Consider the following 23,596-nt stretch of genomic DNA (forward strand, 5'->3'; position numbering starts at 1 on the left):
GGCCCCTCCTCCGAAAGAGTGCGAATGAAAGTCGTCATTGTTGAAAGTCCGAACAAGATCAAGACGATCAACAAATACCTTGGCAAGGATTATGAAGTCATGGCCAGCTTCGGCCATGTTCGCGATCTTCCGGCCAAGGACGGCTCCGTTCGTCCGGACGAAGACTTCGCCATGTCATGGGAAGTCGACAGCAAATCCAACAAGCGGCTCACCGATATTGCGCGCGCCGTAAAGGAATCTGACGAACTCATCCTCGCGACCGACCCGGATCGCGAAGGCGAGGCCATTTCCTGGCACGTGCTTGATGTGCTCAAGCAGAAGCGCGCCATCCGCAAGGACCTGCCGGTCCGCCGGGTGGTGTTCAATTCGATCACGCAGTCGGCGATTACCGAGGCGATGAAGCACTCGCGCGACATCGACGAGCCGCTGGTCGACGCCTACCTGGCGCGCCGCGCTCTCGACTATCTGGTAGGCTTCACCCTTTCACCGATCCTCTGGCGCAAGCTGCCGGGCTCGCGCTCGGCCGGCCGCGTGCAGTCGGTGGCCCTGCGCCTCGTCTGCGACCGTGAAGACGAGATCGAAAAGTTCAAGCCCGAGGAATACTGGTCGGTCCTGGCCAAGCTCATCGAAAAGGGCAAGACGTTCGAGGCCCGTCTCTATTCGGTGGACGGCAAGAAGACCGACAAGCTCGATATCAAGTCGGGCGATGAGGCCGAGGCCATCCGCAAGGCGATCCTCGCCGGCCGGTTCACGGTCGAGAGCGTCGACAAGAAGCCGACCAAGCGCAACCCCTACCCGCCCTTCACCACCTCGAGCCTGCAGCAGGACGCCTCCTCGCGCCTCGGCTTCTCGCCCTCGCGCACCATGCAGATCGCCCAGCGGCTCTACGAGGAAGGCATCATCACCTACATGCGTACGGACGCCGTGCAGATGGCGCCCGAAGGCATCGACCAGGCGCGCCGCGCCATCGACAAGGAATTCGGCACCGCCTACCTGCCTGCCACGCCGCGCATCTACCAGACCAAGGCCAAGAACGCCCAGGAAGCGCACGAAGCCATCCGTCCCACCGACATGTTCCGCCGGCCGGAAAGCCTCAAGGGCGACGCCGACCAGCAGAAGCTCTATGGCCTCATCTGGCGCCGCACCCTGGCCAGCCAGATGCGCCCGGCCGAGATCGAACGCACCACCGCCGACATTGCCGTCGCAACCGATCGCGCCATCACGCTGCGCGCCGTCGGCTCGGTCGTCACCTTCCCCGGCTTCCTGGCGCTCTACGGCGTCGAGGCCAAGGAGGACCGCGAGGGCGACGATGACGAGGATAGCCGCGAACTGCCGCCGCTGGCCGTCGGTGACACGCCCAAGCTCGATGCCTGCGATATCGAGCAGCACTTCACCCAGCCGCCGGCGCGCTACACCGAAGCCAGCCTCATCAAGAAGATGGAAGAGCTGGGCATCGGGCGCCCCTCGACCTATGCGGCCACCATCTCGACCCTGATCGAGCGCAACTACGTGCGGCTGGAAAAGCGCGCCCTCATCGCCGAGGATCGCGGCCGCATCGTCACGGCATTCCTCGAGAGCTTCTTCACCCGTTACGTCGAATACGGTTTCACCGCCGCCCTCGAGGAGCAGCTGGACGAAATCTCGGACGGCAAGCTCGACTACAAGCAGGTGCTCCGCGAGTTCTGGGAGGACTTCTCCAGGGCGACCGCCGAGATCAAGGATCTGCGCGTCTCCGAAGTCCTCGACGCCCTCAACGAATTGCTCGCCGATCACATCTTCCCGGCCAAGGAAGACGGATCCGATCCGCGCCGTTGCCCGACCTGCGGCACCGGGACGCTCTCGCTCAAGCTGGGCAAGTACGGCGCCTTCATCGGCTGCTCGAACTACCCTGAGTGCAAGCACACCATGCAGCTCTCTGACGCCGCTGCCGGCGGCCTTTCGGAGAACGCTCCGAGCGACGGCATCCTCGGCGCCGATCCCGAGACGGGCGACAACGTCTACCTCAAGTCCGGCCGTTTCGGTCCTTATGTGCAGCTCGGGGACGAGAAGGAAGCCAAGCGCTCGTCCCTCCCCAAGGGCTGGACGCCCGACTCGATGACGCTCGATCGCGCACTCCAGCTCCTGTCACTGCCGCGCCTCGTGGGCGCCCATCCGGAGACCGGCCTGCCGATCACGGCTGCCCTGGGCCGCTACGGACCGTTCATTCTCCATGACGGCAAGTACGCCAACCTGCCCGATTTCGAAGAAGTCTTCACCGTCGGGCAGAACCGAGCGGTTGACCTGCTCGCCGCCAAGGCGGCCGGAGGCTTCAAGCGTGGCGGCGCTGCCGTTGCCGCCATCAAGACCTTCGAGCACGACGGCGGCCCCATCACCGTGCGCTCCGGGCGCTATGGACCCTATGTGAATCAGGGCAAGATCAACGCTACCATCCCCAAGGACGCCAAGCCCGAGGATGTGACGCTCGAACAGGCCCTCGCCCTTCTGGCCGCCCGCGCAGAAGCCACCGGCACCAAGACCAAGCGTGCCCCGGCCAAGAAAACGGCGACCAAGGCGGCAGCCACCAAAAAGGCCCCAGCCAAGAAGGCGACGGCGGCCAAGAAACCTGCTGCCAAGAAGGCGGCGACGAAAGCGGAGTAATGGCCAAAAAGCCAGCCGAACGCCCTACGCCACGCTCAGGCAAAGCCGGCCCGAGCAGATCCTCCGGCCCCAAGCGCCCACGCCGGAATACCGACGAGCTGCCCACCCGCGAGCAGATCCTGGAGGCCATGGCCACCTTGCCCGACATCAAGGGCAAGCGCGACCTGGCCAAGGTCCTGGGCGTGCACGGGGACATGCGCACGCCCTTCAAGCGGCTGCTGCGCGAGATGGAAGGCGAAGGCCTGGTTACGCGTACGCGCAAGACGCTGCGGGTCACCTCGGCGCTCCCTGCCGTAACCGTCCTCGACATCCCTTCCGATGCCGACCCGGACAATCTGCACGCCTTCCCGGCCACCTGGAACGAGGAAGAGGGCGAACGCCCGCGCGTCGAGGTGGTGCAGCCGCCGAACGCGCGCGTCGCCCCTGCCCCCGGCGACCGCATCCTGGCGCGCATCGATCCGGGCGAGGATGTCTTGCCGCACTACACTGCCCGCGCCATGAAGATCCTGGACAAGCCCCGGCGCGGCCAGATCGGCATCGTGCGCGTGGACGAGGATGGGGCGCGCCTCATCCCCGTGGACCGCAAGCAAAAGGAAATGCGGATCACCGGCGACGACCTGGGCGCGGCGCGCGACGGCGACCTGGTCGAGGTCGAGGTCAAGTTTTCCGGGCGCCTCATGATCCCGCGCGCCAAGGTCGTGGAAGTCATCGGCAACCCGGCCACGGAAGGCGCCGTGAGCCTCATCGCCATCCATAACCTCGATATCCCCTACCGCTTCCCCGCCTCGGTGGAGAAGGCGGCCGAGGCCGCTACCGAAGCCACGCTCAAGGGCCGCGAGGACTGGCGGCAAATCCCGCTCGTCACTATCGATCCGCCCGACGCCAAGGACCACGACGACGCCGTCTACGCCGAGCCCGACAAGGACCCGGCAAATCCGGGTGGACACATCATCTACGTGGCCATCGCCGACGTCGCCGCCTATGTGCGTCCCGGCGAGACGCTCGACCGCGAGGCTTACCTGCGCGGCAACTCGGTCTACTTCCCCGACCGGGTGGTGCCGATGTTGCCCGAGCGCATCTCGAACGACCTGTGTTCGCTCAAGGAAGGCGAGAACCGGCCATCCATGGCGGTGCGCATGGTCTACTCGTCAGAGGGCATCAAGAAGAGCCACAGCTTCCACCGCATCATGATGCGCTCAGCCGCCAAGCTGAGCTACCAGCGCGCCCAGGACGCCATCGACGGCAATCCGGACGACCAGACCGGCCCGCTGCTCGAACCTGTCCTCAAGCCGCTCTGGAAGGCCTACGCCGCCATGGCCAGGGCGCGCGACAAGCGCGGCCCGCTCGATCTCGACCTGCCCGAGCGCAAGATCCTGCTAAACGAGCAGGGCATGGTCGACCGCATCTACATTCCCGATCGGCTCGATGCCCATCGCCTGATCGAGGAAATGATGATCGCCGCCAACGTCGCGGCCGCCGAAACGCTCGAGCGCCACAAGACGCCCCTGCTCTACCGCGTCCACGACACGCCGAGCAGGGAGAAGCTCACCGCCCTGCGCGAGTTCCTGACCTCGCTGGACCTTTCGTTCGACAAGACCGATGCCGTGCGCCCGGCCAACTTCAACCGCGTGCTCGCCACCGCCCGCAAGGCCGGCAAGATCGAGCAGGTGAGCGAAATGGTGCTGCGCAGCCAGGCGCAGGCCGAGTACTCCGCCGAGAACTACGGCCACTTCGGCCTCAACCTCGACCGCTACGCCCACTTCACCTCGCCCATCCGGCGCTACTCGGACCTCATCGTGCACCGGGCGCTGATCACGGCGCTCAACCTGGGCAATGACGGCCTCAGCCAATCCGAAATCGTCAAGCTGCCGGGTATCGCCCAGCACATCTCCTCGACCGAGCGGCGCGCCATGGCCGCCGAGCGCGAGACGGCGGACCGGCTGCTGGCTGGGTTCCTGGCCACCAAGATCGGCGCACAATTCGTGGGGCGCATTTCAGGCGTGACCAAGTCCGGCCTCTTCGTGCGCCTCAACGAAACCGGCGCGGATGGCTTCATTCCGGCTTCCACGCTCGGCCAGGACTATTATCGTTATGTCGAGGAACAGCAGGCGATGATCGGCGACCGCACAGGCGAGATGTTCCGCCTGGGCGATACGGTGGAAGTGCGCCTGCTCGAGGCCGCCCCCGTTGCCGGCGCGCTGCGCTTCGAGTTGCTGTCCGAAGGCCCCCGCGTCAATCCGTCCTCTTACAAACGCGGCGGGAAACGCCCAACTAGGTCGTACGGCCCGAAGGGCCGCAGGAGGTAGATATGGGTGTAGAAGTCCAAACTCTCGACAAGCGCGCCATGTGGCCTGCGCTGCGCAACGGCATGGCCTGCAAGTGCCCCAAATGCGGCAAGGGTAACCTGTTCCGCGCCTACCTCAAGGTCAACGACGTCTGCCCCAATTGCGGCGAGGAACTCTACCACCACCGCGCCGACGACGCCCCACCCTACATCGCCATCGTGATCGTGGGCCACATCATCATCTTCGCCATGCTGCACCTCGAAATGGTCTGGCATGTGGCGCCGGTCACCTACCTCTATACGATGGTCCCGCTCGGCATCGTCATGCCGCTGCTGATGCTGCCCTCGATCAAGGGATTCGTGGTGGCGCTGCAATGGGCCAATCGCATGGGCGGATTCGACCCGGCCAACCGCGAAGCCGCCTACTGATTTTCCTGCGTGGAGCGGTCCCGACCCGCTCCTGACCTTCCCCGCGACCCAGGATGCCGCCTCACTTGACATAAGGCGCAAAATCCGTAGGTTGCGGCCAAATTTCAAGCGCCACGCGCCGGATCGCGCGGCTCGCCCTTTTCAAGGACAACCACCATGGCAAAAGCCGCCTCCGTAAAGATCAAGCTCGTCTCGACCGCCGATACCGGTTTCTACTACGTGACCAAGAAGAACTCGCGTACGATGACCGAGAAGATGTCGATGAAGAAGTATGACCCCGTCGTGCGCAAGCACGTCGAGTTCAAGGAAGCCAAGATCAAGTAAGACCTGGCATCCGCAAGGATTTCCAGCGCCCCGCATCCACGATGCGGGGCGTTTTGTTTTGGCTGGCTGCGCAACAACAAAAAAACCCCGCATCGGTGATGCGGGGTTGTACTTCAGATAGGTTGGCTGGTCCGAGCGGCATGTCGAAGAGGCCACTCTGTCCGTTCGGACCAGCCGCCCTACGGAACCCAGGAGTTGCGGCGGACCTGAGAGAGACCGTAGGGTAGCTCGGTGGAAGCGCTGTGGGCGTTTCCGATGACCGGAACCTACTCCGCGCCCCCAAAAACTCAAGCGTTTCTAGGCGCAGAACAGCCGGTTTGAGCATTAATAATGAAGCATTAACCCTAACGTATATTGGGCTATATCGATATAGCCCAATTGAGGCGTCTTTCGGTCACGCGGCGTCGAAAATCACGCGGTTCCGGCCCTCGCGTTTGGCGCGATATAGGGCGATATCGGCGCGTTTAAGCACCATTTCGGGGGTATCGCCCCCTGAATCATTGAGGGCCACGCCAACCGAGACGGTGACCTCGAGCGGGCGCTGCGCCCCGGCCTCGAACGGGCGCTCGGCAACGGCCTGGCGGACGCGCTCGGCAACCCCCTGAGCCTGGCGATAGTCGGTATCGGGCATGAGCACCACGAACTCTTCCCCGCCGAACCGGCAGGCCAGGTCCACGCCGCGAATATTGCGGCGCAGGCGCAAGGCGAACTCGCGCAGCACCGCGTCGCCGATGTCGTGGCCGTGAGTGTCGTTGACCGCCTTGAAGTAATCCATGTCGATCAGCATCACCGCCATGTCCCGGCTCTGCTCCTGGGCCTTGCCGAGGAGGAGCGCCAGGTGGCGATCGAAGTAGCGGCGGTTGTAGAGCCCCGTGAGCTCGTCCGTCACGGCGAGCGCCAGAGTGTGATTGACGCTCTCGCGTAGCTCCACCGCGTAGCGCTGGCGCCGAATCTGCGTGCGGACACGCGCGGACAGCTCGTTGCGCTCGACAGGACGCATGATGAAATCATTGACGCCCAGGTCGAGCCCGCGCACGACGCGATTGCGATCGGCATCCTCGGCAATGAGGATGATGGGCAGGGTCCTGCCCTGCTCGAGCGTCCGCATCTGCGAGCAGATCCGCAGCGGATCGAACTCGCCAAGCGACATGGAAACCAGCACGAGCTCATACCCACCCGTCGCCAACGAGAGCACGGCATCGCCCGGATTGATGAGCACGTCCACTTCGTGGTGTTCGCGCAGGTAGCCGGCGATGCGCTCGCCCTGGCGAGCATCGGAATCGATGAGCAGTATCCTGCCACCTTCCGTCGTGATCGAATCCATTGCCCTGAGAGCGTCTTCGGCCGCGATCTGCTGGCCGGTCTGGGCGCGTGCCCGCAACTCGTCGGTTAACGCCTTGAGGCGCACCAGGCTCTTGACCCGAGCCATGAGCTGAACGTCGTCGACAGGCTTGGTGAGGAAGTCATCAGCTCCCACCTCAAGGCCCCTCACCCGGTCCGACGGCTGGTCAAGAGCGGTGACCATCACGACGGGAATGTGTTGGGTCCGGGTGCTCGACTTGAGCCGCTGGCACACCTCGAAGCCGTCCATCTCGGGCATCATGACGTCGAGAAGGACGATATCGACTTCGGTGCGATCGCAGATCGACAGCGCCTCCCGGCCGGAACTGGCGGTAAGCACTTCAAAATATTCCGCCGTCAGGCGCGCCTCCAGAAGACGCACGTTCGTAGGAATATCGTCAACGATCAGCACACGCGCTGTCACCGGCCGACTAACCTCATGTCTATGAAAACTGCCCCAGGGAGCCTAAACGGCCGGACCAATGTAGTGAGCAATGGTTTCCAAAAAGTGAGGCACTGATATGGGCTTGGAGATATAGCCTTCACATCCGCCCTGAAGAATCCGCTCCTCGTCGCCCTTCATGGCGAAGGCCGTCACCGCGATCACGGGGATCGATGCCAGGTCGTCGTCTTCCTTGAGCCACTTGGTCACCACCAGGCCCGAAACTTCGGGCAACTGGATGTCCATCAGGATGAGATCCGGGTGATGCGCGCGCGCAAGATCGAGCGCCTCCATCCCGTTGCGGGTCTGGATGACCGAGTAGCCGCGCGATTCGAGCAGATCGTTGAAGAGCTTCATGTTGAGCTCGTTGTCCTCAACGATCATTACCGTCTTGGCCATGCACCCTCTCTTGGCCCCATCCTCGATGGTGCCGGCTCTTCGTTTTGCATCATCTCTCGGCTAACATCAACTTCGTTACAAATCCTGAAATGGACCTGCACGTGGACCGCCTGAAGCCGCCCCCGATCGATGCCAAGTCTTTGGCTGATATGTGTCTTGGATACCTCGCGGAAAACCCCGAGGAGCTGGGAAATTTCATGTCGATGGCCGGGTTCGATCCCGCCTCCCTGCGCGCCTCGGTCGGCAGCGATTCCCTGGGCCGCGGCCTTATCGATTATTTCGCCTCCAACGAGCCGTTGCTGCTGGCCTTCTGCGCCAACCAGAACATCGCCCCCGACTCGTTCATGCGGGTCTGGGCAAAGCTCAATCCCGTCGGGTAGAATGGCCGCCGTTCCCTTTCTTTGCAGGGACTGCATGGCAACGGGCGCGGCCGAGACGCCGCCGTCGCGCTGCCGCCTATGCGGCTCGCCGCGAATCCTCGCCCACCCCGAACTCTTCACGCTCTCGATCGCCCATGTGGACTGCGACGCCTTCTACGCTTCGATCGAGAAGCGCGACGATCCCTCGCTGGTCGACCGGCCGCTGATCATCGGGGGCGGCACGCGAGGCGTGGTTTCCACCTGCTGCTACATCGCGCGCCAGAGCGGCGTGCGTTCGGCCATGCCCATGTTCACGGCCAAGAAGCTGTGCCCCGAGGCCGTGATCATCCGGCCCAACATGGCCAAGTATGTCGGCGTCTCGCGCCAGGTGCGCGCCCTGATGGATGCCCTCACGCCTTTGGTCGAACCACTCTCGATCGATGAGGCCTTTCTCGACCTGTCCGGCACCGAGGCCCTGCACAAGGCTCCTCCCGCCGTGGTCCTTGCCCGCTTCGCCAAGCAGGTGGAAACGGAACTCGGAATCACCATCTCGGTGGGACTGTCACACAACAAGTTCCTGGCCAAGATCGCATCCGACCTCGACAAGCCCAGGGGCATCGCGGTGATCGGCAAGGCCGAGACCGTCGACTTCCTGGCGCCGCGCCCCATCAGCCTCATCTACGGGGTGGGCAAGGTATTCTCCGAGACGCTACGCAAGGACGGCTTCACGACCATCCGCCAGCTCCAGAATCATCCCCTCAAGGACCTCGTCCGGCGATACGGCGATTCCGGCGCGCGCCTCTCCCGGCTGTCGCGCGGCGAGGATTCGCGGCCGGTGTCGATCGACGGAGAGATGAAGTCGGTTTCGAGCGAAACCACCTTCAACACCGACCTGAGCGACTTCGAGGCCCTTTCGACCGAGCTTCTGGCGCAATCCGAGCGCCTCTCAGAGCGTCTCAAGGCCAAGGGGCTGGTGGGCGACACTGTGCATCTCAAGCTCAAGTCGGCAGGATTTCGCTTGCGAACCCGCGCGCGGGCCCTGATGATCCCTACGCAACTGGCCAACGTCCTATACGAACACGGCGTCCAGCTCCTGGCGCGCGAGATCGATGGCACGGCTTTCCGTCTCATCGGTATCGGCGTAACTGGACTGGAACCTGCCTCGGGCAGCGATCCGACCGACCTGCTGGAGCCGGCGATCGCCAGGAAAGCGGCCGCCGAGCGGGCAATGGACCGGGTGCGGTCGCGCTTCGGCACCGATGCGGTGGTGCGCGGCAAACTCTACGGGCGGCAAACCCGCCCCAAAACGGCAGAGAACACGGAAAGAACCGACGAAAAATGACCAAGGCGATCGAGAAACTGCGTGAATACGGCTACGAGCTTCCCTCCGCCAATCCGCCGGTTGCGAGCTACCTGCCGGTATGCCGCAGCGGCAATCTCCTCTACATCTCCGGCCAGCTCTCCACGGGGGAAAACGGCGTGGTCGAAGGACGCCTCGGCGACACGATGAATGTCGTGCAGGGTGGAAACGCCGCCGAACTGGCCGCCGTCAACATCCTCGCCCAGATCGTTCACAATGGCGGTGTCGCGCTCGAAGACATCAAGCGCGTGGTCAAGCTCTCGGTACTGGTCGCCTCCACCGCCGAATTCACCGAGCATCACCTGGTCGCCAACGGCGCCTCCAACCTCCTGGTGGGCGTCCTGGGCGACAAGGGCAAGCACGCCCGCGCCGCTTTCGGCGTTGCCGGCCTGCCGCTGGGCGCGGCTGTCGAAATCGAAGCCATCGTCGAAGTCTGATCTATGACCAAGCTCAATTTCGACCGCCCAATCGCCCATCGAGGCCTCCACGACCGCCAGGCGGGCGTCATCGAGAACTCGCGCTCCGCCTTCGATGCCGCCATTGCCGCCGGCTTTGCCATCGAGTGCGACCTGCAGCTCACTTCCGACGGCGTCCCCGTGATCTTCCATGACGACGACCGCAAGCGCCTGCAGGGCGTCGACGGCATGGTGCGAAACGCCACGGTCGCGGAAATGACCTCGACGCCCCTGCTCGGCTCGTCGACCGGCGACTGCCCGCAGACGTTCGATGATTTCCTCGCCCAGGTCGCCGGACGCGTCCTGCTCCAGGTCGAGCTCAAGACCCAGACCCACGAGAACACCGCACGCCTCGCCGAGGCCGCCGCCAAGGCGGTCAAGGACTACAAGGGGCCGCTTGTTTTCGAATCCTTCGATCCCCATCTCATTGCTGCCGTCCGCCGCGCCGGGTTCCCCGGTCAGGTGGGCATCATCACCTACAGCTATGACGAGCCGGACGAGGACGGCCGCCTGACCAGCAGCCAGCGCTTCCAGCTCCGCCACCTGATCCACGCGCCGTGGTCGCGCTTCGACTTCATCTCCTGCTACCAGAAATCGCTGGATCTGCCCGCCATTCGCTTCTTCCGCGCCATGGGGGTGCCGGTAACCGCCTGGACCATCCGCACACCGGCGGAAGCCCGCGAGGTTGCCGGCCGGGCCGACCAGCTCGTCTTCGAAGGATTCGACCCCGACCGTGTCTGAAGCGGAACTGACCGCGACCATCCACCCCACGACGGCCTCAATACCCGCCGTGACCTGGAACGCGCTGCTCCCATCGATTTCCGGAAAGCCGGACAACCCGTTCCTGGACCATGCCTTTTTCCTGGCCCTGGAACAGTCCGGCTCCGCCACGGCCCGTACGGGCTGGCAGCCCCAGCATATCGTGCTCGAGCGCGACGGCTCGCCGGTCGCCCTGATGCCGCTCTACCTCAAGTCGCATTCGCAAGGAGAATACGTCTTCGACTACGCCTGGGCCGACGCCTACCAGCGTGCTGGCGGCGACTACTACCCCAAGCTGCAATCCTCAGTGCCCTTTACGCCCGTTACCGCGCCCAAGTTGCTGGTGCCCTCGGCAGACCCTGCCCTCAAGCGCGCCTTGCTGACCACCGCTGAAACCCTGGCGCGCCAGCGCCACGCCTCCTCGGTCCATGCCACCTTCGTGCCCGAAGCCGAGGCCGACCTGGCCAGCGACGCCGGCTGGCTGCATCGCGTGGACACCCAGTACCATTGGCACAACGAGGGCTTCGCCAGCTTCGAGGAGTTCCTGGGCACCCTCTCCTCGCGCCACCGCAAGATCACGCGGCGCGAGCGTCGCGACGCCCTTGGCGCCGACGGCCTTACGGTGCGCTGGATCACCGGCGCGGACATCCAGGAGCACCACTGGGACGAGTTCTTCGCCTTCTACCAGGACACCGGCAGCCGCAAATGGGGGCGCCCCTACCTGACGCGCAGCTTCTTCTCGCTGCTCTCGGCTTCGATGGCCGATCGCGTCGTGCTGATGTTCGCCTATGACGGAGACCGCGCCATCGCCGGTACGCTGAACCTGCTCGGCTCCGATACGCTCTACGGCCGCTACTGGGGTGCAATCGAGGACGTGCCGTTCCTCCATTTCGAGCTCTGCTACTACCAGGCCATCGATTTCGCCATCGCCCATAAGCTCAAGACCGTCGAGGCCGGAGCCCAGGGCGAACACAAGCTCGCCCGCGGCTACGTGCCTACGCCAACCCACTCGATCCACTGGATCGAGCATCCCGCACTGCGCCAGGCCATCGCCGACTACCTCTCCCAGGAACGCACCGCCGTCCTGCGCGAGCAGCACCTGCTCGACGAAATGACCCCATTCAAGAAGCAGTGAAGGTTTTGACGCAGCCCACCGCAGGTGGCACTACCCGTTCGGGGCATGTTTCATCAATTTGCTTGCTGCGATTGCGCCGGCCCGCAACTGGGCGGACCTACTCGAATCGATTTGTTAGGAGATCGCCATGGACCTTTGGGCGATAACGGTTTTTCTGCTGCAGTCGGCAATGATTTTTGTCGTTTCGACTTTGCTCTTCGACATCCTGCACTACCTGCTGCATCGCTGGGAAAACTCCCGCTTCAAGCTCCTGCGCACCTTCTCGTCCTGGCACTGGGTGCACCACAAGTTCCTCGACATGAACCTGGACATCGACCCCCGCTATGTCCGGCAGAACTTCTGGTTCCACATCCTCCCCGAATTCGTGACCGGCCTTATCGGGACCCTGCTCTTTCTCTTCGTCTTCCCCTGGCCCGCCGTTGCCGCTAACGTGGTCCTGCGCATCGTGCTCCTGATCGGAACCATCCGCGAGGAAGGCATGGACTTCAACCACATGGCCATGGACCGCGTCGACGGCCAGCGCCCGCTCTGGTGGGTCAACAACTCCTACCACGCGCTCCACCACGTCCATCCGCACAACTTCTTTTCCTCCTTCTTCAACCTGTTCGATCTGCTCTTCGGCACCGGCAACCAAATCGCCGGCCGCCGCTTCCTGCTGACCGGCGCCAGCGGCGCCTATGGCACGGCGATGAAGGAACGCCTCGAGCGCGAGGGCGGCATCGTCGAGACGGCGAAATCCGGCCTCGATTTCTCCGCGGGCAACTACGAGAAGATGCGCGAAAAGCTCGAGAGGGCCGATGTGCTCATCCTCGCCCATGGCGCCAAGAGCGAAGATTGCTGGAACGCCAACTATCGCACCCCTGTCGACCTCACCGAACTTTTCATCGAAATCGGTAGGGACAGGCTGACCGCCCCAGAGGTCTGGGGGCTGGGTTCGGAAGTCGAACTCCATGGCGACATGGGGATAGACGAACTGCGCGACTACGCCGCCTCCAAACGCGCCTTCGCCGCCCGGGCGCGCGACTTCTACACCTCGGGCAACCTCGTCTACCGCCACATTGTCCCCGCCTCATTTACCTCGGCCATGGGCAAAGGCGCCATGAGCGCCCGGACGGCTGTCGCCATCACGCTCTTCTTCATCAAGCGCGGCTTCACCTACGTGCCGGTGACCTACACCACCCTGGCGGTCTGGAACTATTTCCGCTTCCGCTTCATCCAGAAGCCGGAAACCGCGGAACTGCGCGCCGCCGAATAGCCCAGTCGCCGCGCCCCCCTTGAGGTGGGAAGGCCCTCAGGGTAAGCCACGGCAAACCAACACGTTTTGCGAGGAACGCAGCATGCCGGCCTATGATCCCTCCAACATCTTCGCCAAGATCCTCGCCGGCGACATTCCGAGCCACAAGGTCTATGAGGACGGCGATGTGCTCGCCATCATGGACGTCTTCCCCCAGTCGCGCGGCCACGTGCTCGTGATCCCCAAGATCGCCAGCCGCAACCTGCTGGACGCCGAACCGGAGGTGCTCTCGGCGGTGATCCCCAAGGTGCAGAAACTGGCCCAGGCCGTGATGAAGGCCACCAGCGCCGATGGCTTCCGCCTCGTCCAGTTCAACGAAGCGCCCGCCGGGCAGACGGTCTTCCACCTGCATTTCCACATCATGCCCGTCTATGAGGGCCAGGAACTGGCCCGCCACGCCGCCGGCCAGAAGGCCGACGACGCAGACCTCGCCGGCCTCGCAAAGGCCATCGCAGCCCAGCTAGGCTGATCCGTCGGGCTTGAGGGAAGCTTCGACCAGTGCCTTGACGGTCCACCGCACCACCTCCTTGATGTGCGGCTCGTCAAGGCGGCAGACGTCCTTGAGCACGATGATCGTTTCGATCCCCGTCAGCAGCGAGAGCGCAGCGGTCAGCCGCCTGGCGTTCTTCTCGCCCATGCGCCGGGCATCGTCTCCAATCGCCTTGCCGATCCAGCGTGTCCGCCGCGCGCCCCTGCTCTCCCCATCCGCCAGCGCCGAGCGCAGGTAGGTCCGGAACAGCGCTTCGTTGCGCAGCACCATTTCGATAACGCGGTCCACGACGGTCTCCAACCGGACGGCCACCGCCGCCCCCTCCGCCGTTTCGAGGTTGAGCGTATCCAGCTCGGCCATGATTCCATCCAGCACAGCCTCGTGCATCATCACGTCGGGCGACGAATAGTACCGATAGGCGGTCGCGCGCGAGATACCCGCGCGGTCGGCGACCTCGGCCACGTTCGGCGTGCCTCCCGAAGCTAGCATTTCCCGTGCAGCCGCCAGTAGGACCCCGCGCGTCCGCGCCTTCTGCATGCTTCGGCTACCACCCGCTTGACTCATTAACGCACTCCTTTTATGAGACCGTAATCTCATCATGAGATTTATGTCTCATCAACACAAGGTCCATCGTTATGAACTATCCGTTTGCATCTGATGCCGCCAAGACTGTTCACCTGCTTGGCAACCTGATTACCTTCCGCGGCCGCGCCTCCCACACCGAAGGCAGCTTCTCCCTTGTCGACGTCCGCACCGCTCCCGGCGCCGGCACGCCCCCGCACCTGCAACGCGAAGACCAGGAAGCCTTCTACGTTCTGGAAGGTGAATATGAGTTTATGCGTGGCGGCGACACATTCCGCGGCGGCCCGGGCACCTTCGTCTTCGTACCCAGGGGCGTTCCGCACGCTTTCAGCAACCCGGGTTCGGAACCCGCCCGGATGCTGATCATCAACCTGCCCGGCGGGTTGCACGAAGGCTTCTTCGAGGAAGCCGGCGACATTGTGCCCAGCAACCGCGCCTTCCCGCCGGCCGGAGCCCCCGACCTGCCCCGGCTCGGCGCTGCCGCAGAACGCGTCGGCATCGAGTTCCTGCCCCCCAAGGCCTGAGAAACAAACGCTGCAGAGGTCGGATCGCGCGCGGTCCGACCTCTCACCAGGTCGCCTTCTTGATCTCCGCGCCTCGTTCACCATCTACCCAGCAGGCGCAACCATATGGAGAACAGGGCCAGCCCATGAAGTGTCCAATCGACAATGCCGACCTCCTCATGACCTCGCGAGAGGGTATCGAGATCGACTATTGCCCCCAATGCCGCGGCGTCTGGCTCGACCGCGGCGAGTTGGACAAGATCATCGAGCGCTCAGCCGGTCCGTCCCCATCAGCGCCCCCGCCGCAACACCCCGAACCACCGCGCCAGGACTATCGCCCCGATCACCGCTACAAGGACCGGGACGACGACGACCGCTACCGCAAGAAGAAACGCAGCTCGTTCCTGGGCGACATCTTCGATTTCTGAGAGTGACGAGGCCGGGGCAACCCGGCCTTCTTTCTAACGACCCACAGTCGCTCTCTGCCCCGGATCTCTACCGATCCAGTCCAGCCAATCCCGCCCCAAGCACGTTCATCCCGATCAGCGCAAACACCATCATCATGATCACGGCGTTGTTGCGGATCATGAACTCCTCCGCTGCCGCCAGTGTCCCGTCCAGCCGCGAGCCGCCCACGGCGCGCCCGAGCAACACTGCCAGAACAGAAATCGAGCCCACGATCACGAAGGCCACGATACCCGCCAGCACGTCGCCCCTGCTGATCTCGGAATAATCGAGCGCCGACATTGCGGCCAGGGCCAATGCCAGATTCTTGGGGTTGGCTCCCGCCAGAGCCGCTCCGAGCACGAACGCACGCATCGGGCTGGCCTTGCCGAACGCTTCCAGCCAGCCGGGCACCTTCGGCTCCTCGCCCGCCTGTGGTCGGCCATGGAACTTGCGCCACGCGGCCCACAACAGCGCCAATCCGACGACGATCCGCACCCAGTTGGTAATGGGCCCGTCATCGCCCCCGCCCACTGTGTTTACCAGCACGGCCATCACGATGGCCGCAGCGGCGAGACCCACGATCCACCCGATCGTGTTGGAGACAAGCGCCGGCATGCCATGTGGCGACCGCGCCACCAGGATCGCTCCGACAATCGGAAACGGGCTGAAGGCGACTGCGAGGGCATAGGGAAGTGTCGGGCCGATCGCGCTGAGAACCAAAGCCGCCTCCTCCGAGTGGGGGCTTCAGCCTAGCGCGTCCTCCGCAAACGAAAAATCCGAGGAAAATCCCCGGCCTTGGCAATGCGTCCCGCAGCGCCCCTGCCTTACCCGGCATTCGTAGCGGCGAGTGAGGGGAAGCCAATAAAGCGACCTCCTTCAGGCAAACAAAAAGGCCGGGGACTTACCCCGGCCTTCGACTTTCTCAATGCGAGCCTTAGCTCTTCTCTTCGGCCGCCTTCGGCTTGCGCTTCTTGGGCGCGCTGATGGCCTTGGGCTTTGCCGGACGCGGGGGCACTGCCACCAGTTCCAGCTTGGCGTCGGAGCCCTCGCCCACCACGGCCACGGTCACCGTGCCGCCGTTGACGAGTTCACCGAACAGCACCTGCTCGGCCAGCGGCTTCTTGACGTATTCCTGGATCACGCGGCCCAGCGGGCGCGCACCCATGCGTTCGTCATAACCGCGTTCGGCCAGCCAGTCGGCGGCTTCCGGCGTCAGGTTGATCGTCACGCCGCGCTCGGCCAGCTGGCCTTCGAGCTGCAGGACGAACTTCTCGACGACACGACGGACCACGCTCGGCGGCAGCGGCGCGAACGAGATGATCGCATCGAGCCGGTTGCGGAATTCCGGCGTGAACATCCGGTTGATCGCTTCCTCGTCGTCCCCCTGCTCGCGCTTGCGGCCAAAGCCGATCGGCGACTTCTGCAGTTCCATGGCGCCGACATTGGACGTCATGATGAGGATAACATTGCGGAAATCGACCTGCTTGCCGTTGTGGTCGGTCAGCTTGCCGTGGTCCATCACCTGCAACAGGATGTTGAACAGGTCCGGATGCGCCTTCTCGATTTCGTCGAGCAGCACGACGCAATGCGGATGCTGGTCCACGCCATCGGTGAGCAGGCCACCCTGGTCGAACCCGACGTAGCCCGGAGGCGCGCCGATGAGGCGGCTCACCGTGTGCCGTTCCATGTACTCGGACATGTCGAACCGCAGCAGCTCCACGCCGAGCGTATCGGCGAGCTGCTTGGCCACTTCGGTCTTGCCCACGCCGGTCGGGCCGGTGAAGAGGTAGGAGCCGATGGGCTTTTCCGGTTCGCGCAGGCCCGCACGGGCGAGCTTGATTGCCGAAGACAGCGCCGTGATCGCCGCATCCTGCCCGAACACAACCGTCTTGAGGTTGTTCTCGAGCCCCGCCAGCAGTTCGGCATCCGACTTGGAAACCGACTTGGGCGGAATGCGCGCGATGGTGGCGATGGTCGCCTCGATCTCGGGCACGTCGATGATGGTCTTGCGCTGGTCTGCGACAAGCAGCATCTGGCTGGCCCCAGTCTCGTCGATCACGTCGATCGCCTTGTCGGGCAGCTTGCGGTCGTTGATGTACCGCGCACTCAGCTCCACGGCGGCCTTGAGGGCTTCATCCGTGTACTTGATCTTGTGGTAATCCTCGAAATACGGCCGCAGGCCTTTCACGATCTCGATGGCGTCCGGAATGGTCGGCTCGGCCACGTCGATCTTCTGGAAGCGACGCACGAGAGCCCGGTCCTTCTCGAAGAACTGGCGATACTCCTTGTAGGTCGTCGAACCGATGCAGCGGATGCCGCCCGAAGCCAGAGCCGGCTTGAGGAGGTTCGAAGCATCGAGCGCGCCGCCCGAAGTGGCGCCGGCGCCGATCACGGTGTGGATCTCGTCGATGAACAGCACCGCGTTCGGGAGCTTTTCGAGCTCCTTCATCACGGCCTTGAGCCGCTCCTCGAAGTCGCCGCGATAGCGGGTACCGGCCAGCAGCGCACCCATGTCGAGCGCGTAGATGACCGCTTCCTGCAGCACTTCGGGGACGTCGCCCTCGACGATCTTGCGCGCGAGACCTTCGGCGATTGCCGTCTTGCCCACGCCCGCGTCACCCACATAGATCGGGTTGTTCTTGGACCGGCGGCAGAGCACCTGGATCGTGCGGCGCAACTCGGCGTCGCGGCCGATCAGCGGATCGATCTTGCCGGCACGGGCCTTCTCGTTGAGGTTGACGCAGAAATCGGCCAGCGCCGAGCTCTTCTGCCCATTGCCGCCGCCTTCGCCTTCCTCATGGCTACCGCCGCCCTCAGGGCCGCGGGCGCGCCGGTCCTCGTTCGGGCCGGACTTCGTGATGCCGTGGGAGATGAAGTTGACCGCGTCCAGCCGGCTCATGTCCTGCTGTTCGAGGAAGTAGGCCGCGTGGCTTTCGCGCTCGGCAAAGATCGCGACCAGGACATTGGCGCCGGTCACTTCTTCGCGGCCCGAGCTCTGGACGTGGATCACCGCGCGCTGAATCACGCGCTGGAAAGCTGCGGTCGGACGAGCGTCCTGACCGTTGGGCACGACGAGGCTGTCGAGTTCTTCGTTCACGAAGTCCTCGAGATCGCCCCGCAGCGCGTCGATATCGACATCGCATCCCTTCAGCACCGCGATGGTGTCGCGGTCGTCGAGCAATGCGAGGAGCAGGTGCTCCAAAGTCGCGAACTCATGTGCACGCTCCCGGGCCAGGTTCATGGCCTGGTGCAGTGCCTTTTCAAGTCCGCGGGAAAATGAGGGCATGGTCGGGTTCCTATTGCTTTTCCATCACGCATTGCAGCGGGTGCTGGTTCTTGCGTGCAGTTTCCATGACGCGAGTGACCTTGGTCTCGGCCACCTCGTATGGATAGACGCCGCACTCACCCACCCCCTGTTGGTGAACGTGCAGCATGATGCGCGTCGCATCTTCGCGCGACTTGTTGAAGACCTCCTGCAGAATGAGGACCACGAACTCCATCGGAGTGTAGTCGTCGTTGAGCAGGAGCACCCTGTACAGGCTTGGGCGCTTTGTGCGGGGCCGCGTCTTGGTGACGGTCCCGCTCTCGAACTTGGAGCCGTTGTCGCCGCCTTTGCCGTCATCGTCAGGTCCGGAACGCAGGGCATTACGGGCCGGGATTTCGGCATCCGCGACTTCCGGCGCCTTGGGGGCATTGGGAAGCGTGGTCATTGCTTGGCTACCGGACGAACTCAAACGAAGCAGCATGGTGGAACCATTATGTAGGCAAAATCTGGTCGGTGTTAAGAGGCAAGGAAGGTGCTCACGCCGGAGTTGAACGAAGCACGCCCAACCCCCGCCGCATTGGATCGCTAGTGAGCCACCCATTGCCAAGCCCCAAACCCGGCGCGTTAACGATACTGCGCTCAAATGTAATCTCATTTTACGGAATGGTAAGAGGGCCAATCCTATTGTGTCCCAGAGTAGGGACGCGTCGGCTCGCGTGTTTGGGGACGCAAGAGCCAGTTCTAGTTGAGTACGGGGTGCGTTCAAGCCCCGAGTAAGAGTTGGAGTACAGGGTGGCTTCCCAGCGGGTAGAATCCCTTTTGTCGCGCGGACCCATCGCGCGGTTGGTTCTGGCAATCGTCGTTGCGTTGGCAACGATGTTCCCCACCATCGTCGAGGCTGAGGCCGCTGCCCAGAAGAACTACCGGATTTATGCCGGTATCGTGGTGGACGGCAAGACAGGCAAGGTCCTCTACGAAGAGGCCGCCGACGCCACGCGCTACCCCGCCTCGGTCACCAAGGTGATGACCCTCTACATCCTCTTCCAGGAGCTGACGGCCGGCAATATCAAGCTGTCGACCAAGATGACGGTATCGTCCTACGCCGCGTCCGCCGTTCCCACCAAGCTCGGCCTCAAGGCCGGCTCGACCATCACCGTCGAAGATGCCATCAAGGCCATCGTCACGCTCTCGGCCAATGACATGGCCCGCGTGATCGCCGAACACATCTCCGGTTCCGAATCCAAATTCGCCCAGCGCATGACCGCCACTGCCCGCGCGCTTGGCATGAGCCGCACCCAGTACGTCAACGCCTCGGGCCTTCCCGATGGCCGCCAGACCACGACCGTGCGGGACCAGGCGCGCCTCGCCGTCGCCATCTACCAGCACTTCCCCAAGTACTACGAGTACTTCCAGACCAAGAGCTTCTCGTACGGCAAGCGCGTCTACGGTAACCATAACCGCCTGCTGGGCGCCTCCGGCATCGACGGCATCAAGACCGGCTACATCAACAATTCCGGCTACAACCTGATGACCGCCTCGCGCAAGGACAACCACCACCTGATCGTGATCGGCTTCGGGTTCAATACTTCCCGCGCCCGTGACGCCAAGGTCTACGAACTCGTCCAGAAGTACCTCCCCAAGTCCCGCTCGGGCGGGTACCTGCAGACCGCCATGATCCCGGCTCCCGGTATCCGCGGCGGCTATGTCGGCGGCTCCGCCCCCGATATCCAGGTCGCTGCGTCCGAGGAACCCGTCTTCGTGACGCCGGCTGCCCTGCCAAGCTTCCGCACGGCCGTCGCGGCACTGCCGGCGGCGCCCGCAGCCGTTCCCGCGGTCCAGCCTGCACCCGCACCCGAGGTACAGGTCGCCAGCGTCCGCGCCCCCGTGCCGCAGGACATGCCTGCCGATCTCACGCTTCAGCCGGCAGTGCAGGCAGCCAACCTCATGGGTGCCCCGAGCGCCGTGCAGCCCGCCAATCCCCCGGTCGACGTCATCGGCGCCTGGATCAGCGAAACCTTCTCGCTGGGCGCCCCCCCTGCCCCCCTCGGCCAGACCCAGGCTTCCGAACCCCTGGTTCCGCCCGTTGGCGTTGGCCAGCAGGGCCAGCCGATCGACTTGATGACCTCTGGCTCCGTTTCCAACGGCAAGCCCGTGCAGGTGGCCTCGGCCGATGCCAATGACGTCGTGGCTCCGGCGGCTCCCCTGTCCGTCAAGAAGTGGATCGTCCAGGTCGGCGCCACGCCGAGCCAGGACGGCGCCAATGACCTCATCAACGACGCGGCGGCTCGCATTTCCACGCTCGCCGACTTCCGCGCCTCGGTCGAACCGTTCGAAAAGAACGGCCAGACCTTCTACCGCGCCCGTTTCGTCGGCTTCGGCGATCGCGACGGCGCCACGCAGATGTGCAACCAGCTCAAGGCGGCCAAGATGAGCTGCCTGGCTATGCAGAGCTAAGGCTCGGCACCCAACAGGAAGTGCGTTCCACCGGGCGTTTGTAAGGAGTTGCCCCAATGAGTGAACTGTCAAACCTCTCGGAACTGGCGCACTTCGTTGGCAAGTCGCGTTTGACCTCCAGCGACGATCGCGTCCGCCGCCGGGCCCTGGCCGGGCTGACGGCACGCCTCGATCCGCGCCCGCACCGCCGCGGCGTCGGCGACCTCCTGGGCGTGGTGCTTGCGCTCTCGGCCCGCACGCGCCGCATGGCGATGCCGCGCGTCGAAGTGGAGATCGACGTCTTCGCGCCGGGCGGCAAGCGCGCCCTGCGCATGCGCCTGGGTCATCCAGGGCACTGATCCATCCATCGCTGTTGCGAAGAGATCGCGCCGCAGACTGCCACCCGGCTTCTGCGGCGCAATTGTTTCCCCTACCCTCTCAGGCGCCGCTCCAGCCGGTTGTGCAGCGCCCGCACCCCGTTTGCGGCCATGCCGGTCACCACCGCCATGTTGCGCCCGCGGGCCTTGGCCTCGTAGACGGCGGCATCGGCCAGCGCTGACAATTCGTCGATGTCGTAACCGGCTTCGTCGGTGGAAGCCACGCCGACACTGACGGTGGCGCGGATGCGCGCGCCCATCGCCTCGACGAAGCCGCGCTCGAACTCGATGCAGATGCGCTGGGCGACCATCAAAGCTTCTTCGGTCGAGGTGCGGCGCAGCAGGCAGCAGAACTCTTCCCCGCCCAACCGGTAGATGCAGTCGCCCGGCCTCAGGTTGGCCTCGAGCACACCGGCGAACTTGACCAGCACCCGGTCCCCTGCGTCATGACCGTAGCGGTCGTTGACCGACTTGAAGTGGTCGAGATCGAGCATGAGCAGGCTGAGCGTGGTGCGCTGGCTGCGATGCCGGCGCAGCAGGCGCTCAGCGTCGGCCATGAAGGCGCGTCGGTTCAAGAGGCCCGTGAGCGTGTCGGTCAAAGCGAACTGGCGCTGCTCGAACTCGCCGCGCTCACGCGTCATGGAGATCATCAGGATCGTCAGTGACACGGCCTGGGCGAAAAGCATGAGGTTGAGGATCGATTGAGCCAGCGGATCGAGCGGCAGGGCCCCGAAGGGAAACGGCAGTACATTCACCAGCGGGATGCGCAGCGTGAAGATCACGGCGGCGGCCGCCAGTATGACGACAGCGGGCATACGCGATCGCAGCCGCTCCTGGCGCCCGCGCCACAGTTCCAAAGCGGCCAGCCACATGAACGCCGCTCCGATGACGGAGGCGACGAGGACGCGAGCCACGAGGCTCTCCATGAAGGCCGGCCAGGCGCAGAGCGCCACCCAGGCAAAGGCGGCAGCCGCAAGGGGCCACAGCGTCGGCCTGCGCCGCTCGAAGACGCGCGCCGCCTGCCAGATGCAGCCGAAGGTCAGGAGGAGCGCGACGTTGCCGACGACCACCGAGACGTAATTCGGCTCAGGCGTCCATTGCGTGAAGGCAAAGGCCGCAACCGCCGCCATGAAGAATGGCACGCTCCACCAGGCCAGCCAGGACGACCTCAGGTCGCCGATCCAGTAGAAGAGGAAGATGACGCCCAGTAGCAGGGTCGATAACCCTCCCTGCAACAGCACCGTGTACATGTCGATCTGCATAGTCGCGCCTCATGCCCTCGGTACATCGCTGCCCCGGGGCGTCGCATCCTTCTGAACTGGAACCTGGGATCAGGCTATCTGGGCAAGGCGCCCATCATTGGCGGGGTCGGGTAGCCGCTTCTCTCGCCCCTGGGATAATCTGCGCATCGGCAGGTTGAGGGCATCGATCAGCAGCCGGTATTCTTGCCTGGCCGAGATGTGGGACATGGGCGGCATTCCGCCCAGGATGCTCTCGTCCAGCGGATCGAAGACCGTCAGGCCGTAGGGGAACAGCGATCGGAAGATCACGCGCTCGGCGATGCCGTCGGCAACGCGGCAACCCAGCTTGAGCGATATCTTGTCGAGCACGCCCTGCACCGTCCGGGTATTGCGCGATGCAAGCATGGAAATACGGTTGCGAACCAGAACCCAGTCGACAGTGTGCCCGTCGACGGCCAACCGCTCGCTGCGCGCCCTTTGCACCAGGCGCGCATAATGGCTGATCTCGCGCGCCTCGCCCGTCGCCGGGTCGAAATGGGCGATCACATCCAGGTCGACCAGGCTGTCGTTGATCGGCGTAACCAGGGTATCCGCCATCGAATGCGCCAACCGGGCCAGGTTCGTGTCGAACCCGGGCGTATCGATGACGACGAAATCGACGGTGTCCTCGACCTCGGCAATGGCCGCCCCGAACACCTCGAACTCGTGCTTCTGGTTTTCGCGTATGGAATCGCCGCGCGTCCGCGGCAGGTGGAAATGCAGGGTATTGGGAAGCTCTACCGCGTTGGCGGCGGCCCAGCGGCGGCGGTTCTTGACGTAGCCGGTAAACGTCTGCTGCCGGCTGTCCACGTCCATCGTCGCGACGCGAAAACCCTTGTAGAGCAGCGCGGTTGCCAGATGAAATGCAGTGGTGGACTTGCCGGAGCCGCCTTTTTCATTGCCCACGACAATGACGTGCGCGCCCCTACCATCCATGACCGAGTCCCCCAAATCACTTGGCGTGAGTGTGAGGGTTCAGCGCATTTGAGACAAGTACCGAG

Annotated in this window: 23 protein-coding genes; 15 read left to right on the forward strand and 8 right to left on the reverse strand. The window is 64.1% G+C overall.

Translation table 11 applies throughout. The features are described 5' to 3' along the window. Positions 1-24: 24 nt before the first annotated feature. From topA to rpmG, 4 genes are all read left to right on the forward strand, one after another. Positions 25-2,637 (forward strand): type I DNA topoisomerase, encoded by a 2,613-nt coding sequence (gene topA, locus FNA67_RS12955; RefSeq protein WP_147656314.1) that lies wholly within the window; start codon positions 25-27, stop codon positions 2,635-2,637. Continuing rightward, positions 2,637-4,943: a ribonuclease R gene (gene rnr / locus FNA67_RS12960; RefSeq protein WP_147656315.1), complete on the forward strand. Its 2,307-nt coding sequence runs from the start codon at positions 2,637-2,639 to the stop codon at positions 4,941-4,943. Before topA ends, rnr begins: the two co-directional genes overlap by 1 nt. A 2-nt stretch (positions 4,944-4,945) precedes the next feature. After that, a complete protein-coding gene (locus FNA67_RS12965) occupies positions 4,946-5,350 on the forward strand; it encodes a DUF983 domain-containing protein (RefSeq protein WP_049705569.1) in 405 nt (134 codons plus the stop codon). Between the two features lie 156 nt (positions 5,351-5,506). After that, a complete protein-coding gene (gene rpmG, locus FNA67_RS12970) occupies positions 5,507-5,674 on the forward strand; it encodes a 50S ribosomal protein L33 (RefSeq protein ID WP_035038488.1) in 168 nt (55 codons plus the stop codon). Positions 5,675-6,068: 394 nt separating this feature from the next. Here the strand turns inward: rpmG and FNA67_RS12975 are convergent, their stop codons facing one another. Then, complete coding sequence (locus FNA67_RS12975; RefSeq protein WP_049705570.1) at positions 6,069-7,439, reverse strand: PleD family two-component system response regulator; 1,371 nt, start codon at positions 7,437-7,439, stop codon at positions 6,069-6,071. 42 nt (positions 7,440-7,481) lie between these two features. Then, complete coding sequence (locus FNA67_RS12980; protein WP_035038484.1) at positions 7,482-7,856, reverse strand: response regulator; 375 nt, start codon at positions 7,854-7,856, stop codon at positions 7,482-7,484. 89 nt (positions 7,857-7,945) lie between these two features. On the opposite strand from FNA67_RS12980, the gene FNA67_RS12985 reads away from it, so the two are divergent. The 7 genes from FNA67_RS12985 (at position 7,946) to FNA67_RS13015 (ending at position 13,687) form a co-directional block, all read left to right on the forward strand. Next, complete coding sequence (locus FNA67_RS12985; protein ID WP_147656316.1) at positions 7,946-8,236, forward strand: DUF3572 family protein; 291 nt, start codon at positions 7,946-7,948, stop codon at positions 8,234-8,236. Between the two features lies 1 nt (position 8,237). Continuing rightward, positions 8,238-9,557 (forward strand): DNA polymerase IV, encoded by a 1,320-nt coding sequence (locus FNA67_RS12990; RefSeq protein ID WP_147656317.1) that lies wholly within the window; start codon positions 8,238-8,240, stop codon positions 9,555-9,557. Beyond that, on the forward strand, positions 9,554-10,012 hold the full coding sequence (locus FNA67_RS12995) for a RidA family protein (RefSeq protein ID WP_049705573.1): 459 nt from the start codon (positions 9,554-9,556) through the stop codon (positions 10,010-10,012). The genes FNA67_RS12990 and FNA67_RS12995 overlap by 4 nt, the downstream gene beginning before the upstream one ends. Positions 10,013-10,015: 3 nt before the next feature. Next, positions 10,016-10,771, forward strand: a complete 756-nt coding sequence (locus tag FNA67_RS13000) for a glycerophosphodiester phosphodiesterase family protein (protein WP_049705574.1) — start codon at positions 10,016-10,018, stop codon at positions 10,769-10,771. Then, entirely contained in the window at positions 10,764-11,924 is a 1,161-nt protein-coding gene (locus FNA67_RS13005) for a GNAT family N-acetyltransferase (protein WP_210246384.1), read from the forward strand. Before FNA67_RS13000 ends, FNA67_RS13005 begins: the two co-directional genes overlap by 8 nt. Before the next feature lie 169 nt (positions 11,925-12,093). Continuing rightward, positions 12,094-13,179 (forward strand): sterol desaturase family protein, encoded by a 1,086-nt coding sequence (locus FNA67_RS13010; protein ID WP_170267308.1) that lies wholly within the window; start codon positions 12,094-12,096, stop codon positions 13,177-13,179. Positions 13,180-13,261: 82 nt separating this feature from the next. Further along, complete coding sequence (locus FNA67_RS13015; RefSeq protein WP_147656319.1) at positions 13,262-13,687, forward strand: HIT family protein; 426 nt, start codon at positions 13,262-13,264, stop codon at positions 13,685-13,687. Here the strand turns inward: FNA67_RS13015 and FNA67_RS13020 are convergent. Continuing rightward, on the reverse strand, positions 13,679-14,308 hold the full coding sequence (locus tag FNA67_RS13020) for a TetR/AcrR family transcriptional regulator (protein ID WP_147656320.1): 630 nt from the start codon (positions 14,306-14,308) through the stop codon (positions 13,679-13,681). The two genes, FNA67_RS13015 and FNA67_RS13020, sit on opposite strands and share 9 nt — an antisense overlap. A 35-nt stretch (positions 14,309-14,343) precedes the next feature. Between FNA67_RS13020 and FNA67_RS13025 the strand changes: the two genes are divergently transcribed. Next, entirely contained in the window at positions 14,344-14,814 is a 471-nt protein-coding gene (locus FNA67_RS13025) for a cupin domain-containing protein (RefSeq protein ID WP_049705579.1), read from the forward strand. 125 nt (positions 14,815-14,939) lie between these two features. Continuing rightward, positions 14,940-15,221, forward strand: coding sequence for a TFIIB-type zinc ribbon-containing protein (locus FNA67_RS13030; protein WP_147656321.1), 282 nt, complete (start codon positions 14,940-14,942; stop codon positions 15,219-15,221). Positions 15,222-15,288: 67 nt separating this feature from the next. On the opposite strand, the gene FNA67_RS13035 is transcribed toward FNA67_RS13030, so the two are convergent. The 3 genes from FNA67_RS13035 to clpS form a co-directional block, all read right to left on the reverse strand. After that, a complete protein-coding gene (locus FNA67_RS13035) occupies positions 15,289-15,960 on the reverse strand; it encodes a GAP family protein (RefSeq protein ID WP_147656322.1) in 672 nt (223 codons plus the stop codon). Positions 15,961-16,174: 214 nt separating this feature from the next. Continuing rightward, positions 16,175-18,526 (reverse strand): ATP-dependent Clp protease ATP-binding subunit ClpA, encoded by a 2,352-nt coding sequence (gene clpA / locus FNA67_RS13040; protein ID WP_049705581.1) that lies wholly within the window; start codon positions 18,524-18,526, stop codon positions 16,175-16,177. A 10-nt stretch (positions 18,527-18,536) separates the two neighbouring features. After that, a complete protein-coding gene (gene clpS, locus FNA67_RS13045; protein WP_049705582.1) occupies positions 18,537-18,950 on the reverse strand; it encodes an ATP-dependent Clp protease adapter ClpS in 414 nt (137 codons plus the stop codon). Positions 18,951-19,324: 374 nt separating this feature from the next. Between clpS and FNA67_RS13050 the strand changes: the two genes are divergently transcribed. Beyond that, positions 19,325-20,959 (forward strand): serine hydrolase, encoded by a 1,635-nt coding sequence (locus FNA67_RS13050; protein WP_049705583.1) that lies wholly within the window; start codon positions 19,325-19,327, stop codon positions 20,957-20,959. 56 nt (positions 20,960-21,015) lie between these two features. Continuing rightward, on the forward strand, positions 21,016-21,297 hold the full coding sequence (locus FNA67_RS13055; RefSeq protein WP_049705584.1) for a hypothetical protein: 282 nt from the start codon (positions 21,016-21,018) through the stop codon (positions 21,295-21,297). Between the two features lie 71 nt (positions 21,298-21,368). Here FNA67_RS13055 and FNA67_RS13060 read toward each other — a convergent pair whose 3' ends face one another. Next, on the reverse strand, positions 21,369-22,577 hold the full coding sequence (locus tag FNA67_RS13060) for a GGDEF domain-containing protein (protein ID WP_147656323.1): 1,209 nt from the start codon (positions 22,575-22,577) through the stop codon (positions 21,369-21,371). Between the two features lie 69 nt (positions 22,578-22,646). Beyond that, complete coding sequence (locus tag FNA67_RS13065) at positions 22,647-23,531, reverse strand: division plane positioning ATPase MipZ (RefSeq protein ID WP_049705586.1); 885 nt, start codon at positions 23,529-23,531, stop codon at positions 22,647-22,649. Positions 23,532-23,596: the final 65 nt, after the last annotated feature.

The organism is Youhaiella tibetensis, assembly GCF_008000755.1.
Classification (GTDB): domain Bacteria; phylum Pseudomonadota; class Alphaproteobacteria; order Rhizobiales; family Devosiaceae; genus Paradevosia; species Paradevosia tibetensis.

Coding starts and splice junctions, on each gene's coding strand:
- FNA67_RS12990 (WP_147656317.1), top strand. CDS start 8,238: ATGGCCGCCGTTCCCTTTCTTTGCAGGGACTGCATGGCAACGGGCGCG.
- rnr (WP_147656315.1), top strand. CDS start 2,637: ATGGCCAAAAAGCCAGCCGAACGCCCTACGCCACGCTCAGGCAAAGCC.
- FNA67_RS13065 (WP_049705586.1), bottom strand. CDS start 23,531: ATGGATGGTAGGGGCGCGCACGTCATTGTCGTGGGCAATGAAAAAGGC.
- topA (WP_147656314.1), top strand. CDS start 25: ATGAAAGTCGTCATTGTTGAAAGTCCGAACAAGATCAAGACGATCAAC.
- FNA67_RS12995 (WP_049705573.1), top strand. CDS start 9,554: ATGACCAAGGCGATCGAGAAACTGCGTGAATACGGCTACGAGCTTCCC.
- clpS (WP_049705582.1), bottom strand. CDS start 18,950: ATGACCACGCTTCCCAATGCCCCCAAGGCGCCGGAAGTCGCGGATGCC.
- FNA67_RS13015 (WP_147656319.1), top strand. CDS start 13,262: ATGCCGGCCTATGATCCCTCCAACATCTTCGCCAAGATCCTCGCCGGC.
- FNA67_RS12965 (WP_049705569.1), top strand. CDS start 4,946: ATGGGTGTAGAAGTCCAAACTCTCGACAAGCGCGCCATGTGGCCTGCG.
- FNA67_RS13025 (WP_049705579.1), top strand. CDS start 14,344: ATGAACTATCCGTTTGCATCTGATGCCGCCAAGACTGTTCACCTGCTT.
- FNA67_RS12985 (WP_147656316.1), top strand. CDS start 7,946: ATGGACCTGCACGTGGACCGCCTGAAGCCGCCCCCGATCGATGCCAAG.
- clpA (WP_049705581.1), bottom strand. CDS start 18,526: ATGCCCTCATTTTCCCGCGGACTTGAAAAGGCACTGCACCAGGCCATG.
- FNA67_RS13010 (WP_170267308.1), top strand. CDS start 12,094: ATGATTTTTGTCGTTTCGACTTTGCTCTTCGACATCCTGCACTACCTG.
- rpmG (WP_035038488.1), top strand. CDS start 5,507: ATGGCAAAAGCCGCCTCCGTAAAGATCAAGCTCGTCTCGACCGCCGAT.
- FNA67_RS13055 (WP_049705584.1), top strand. CDS start 21,016: ATGAGTGAACTGTCAAACCTCTCGGAACTGGCGCACTTCGTTGGCAAG.
- FNA67_RS13020 (WP_147656320.1), bottom strand. CDS start 14,308: ATGATGAGATTACGGTCTCATAAAAGGAGTGCGTTAATGAGTCAAGCG.
- FNA67_RS13060 (WP_147656323.1), bottom strand. CDS start 22,577: ATGCAGATCGACATGTACACGGTGCTGTTGCAGGGAGGGTTATCGACC.
- FNA67_RS12980 (WP_035038484.1), bottom strand. CDS start 7,856: ATGGCCAAGACGGTAATGATCGTTGAGGACAACGAGCTCAACATGAAG.
- FNA67_RS13000 (WP_049705574.1), top strand. CDS start 10,016: ATGACCAAGCTCAATTTCGACCGCCCAATCGCCCATCGAGGCCTCCAC.
- FNA67_RS13030 (WP_147656321.1), top strand. CDS start 14,940: ATGAAGTGTCCAATCGACAATGCCGACCTCCTCATGACCTCGCGAGAG.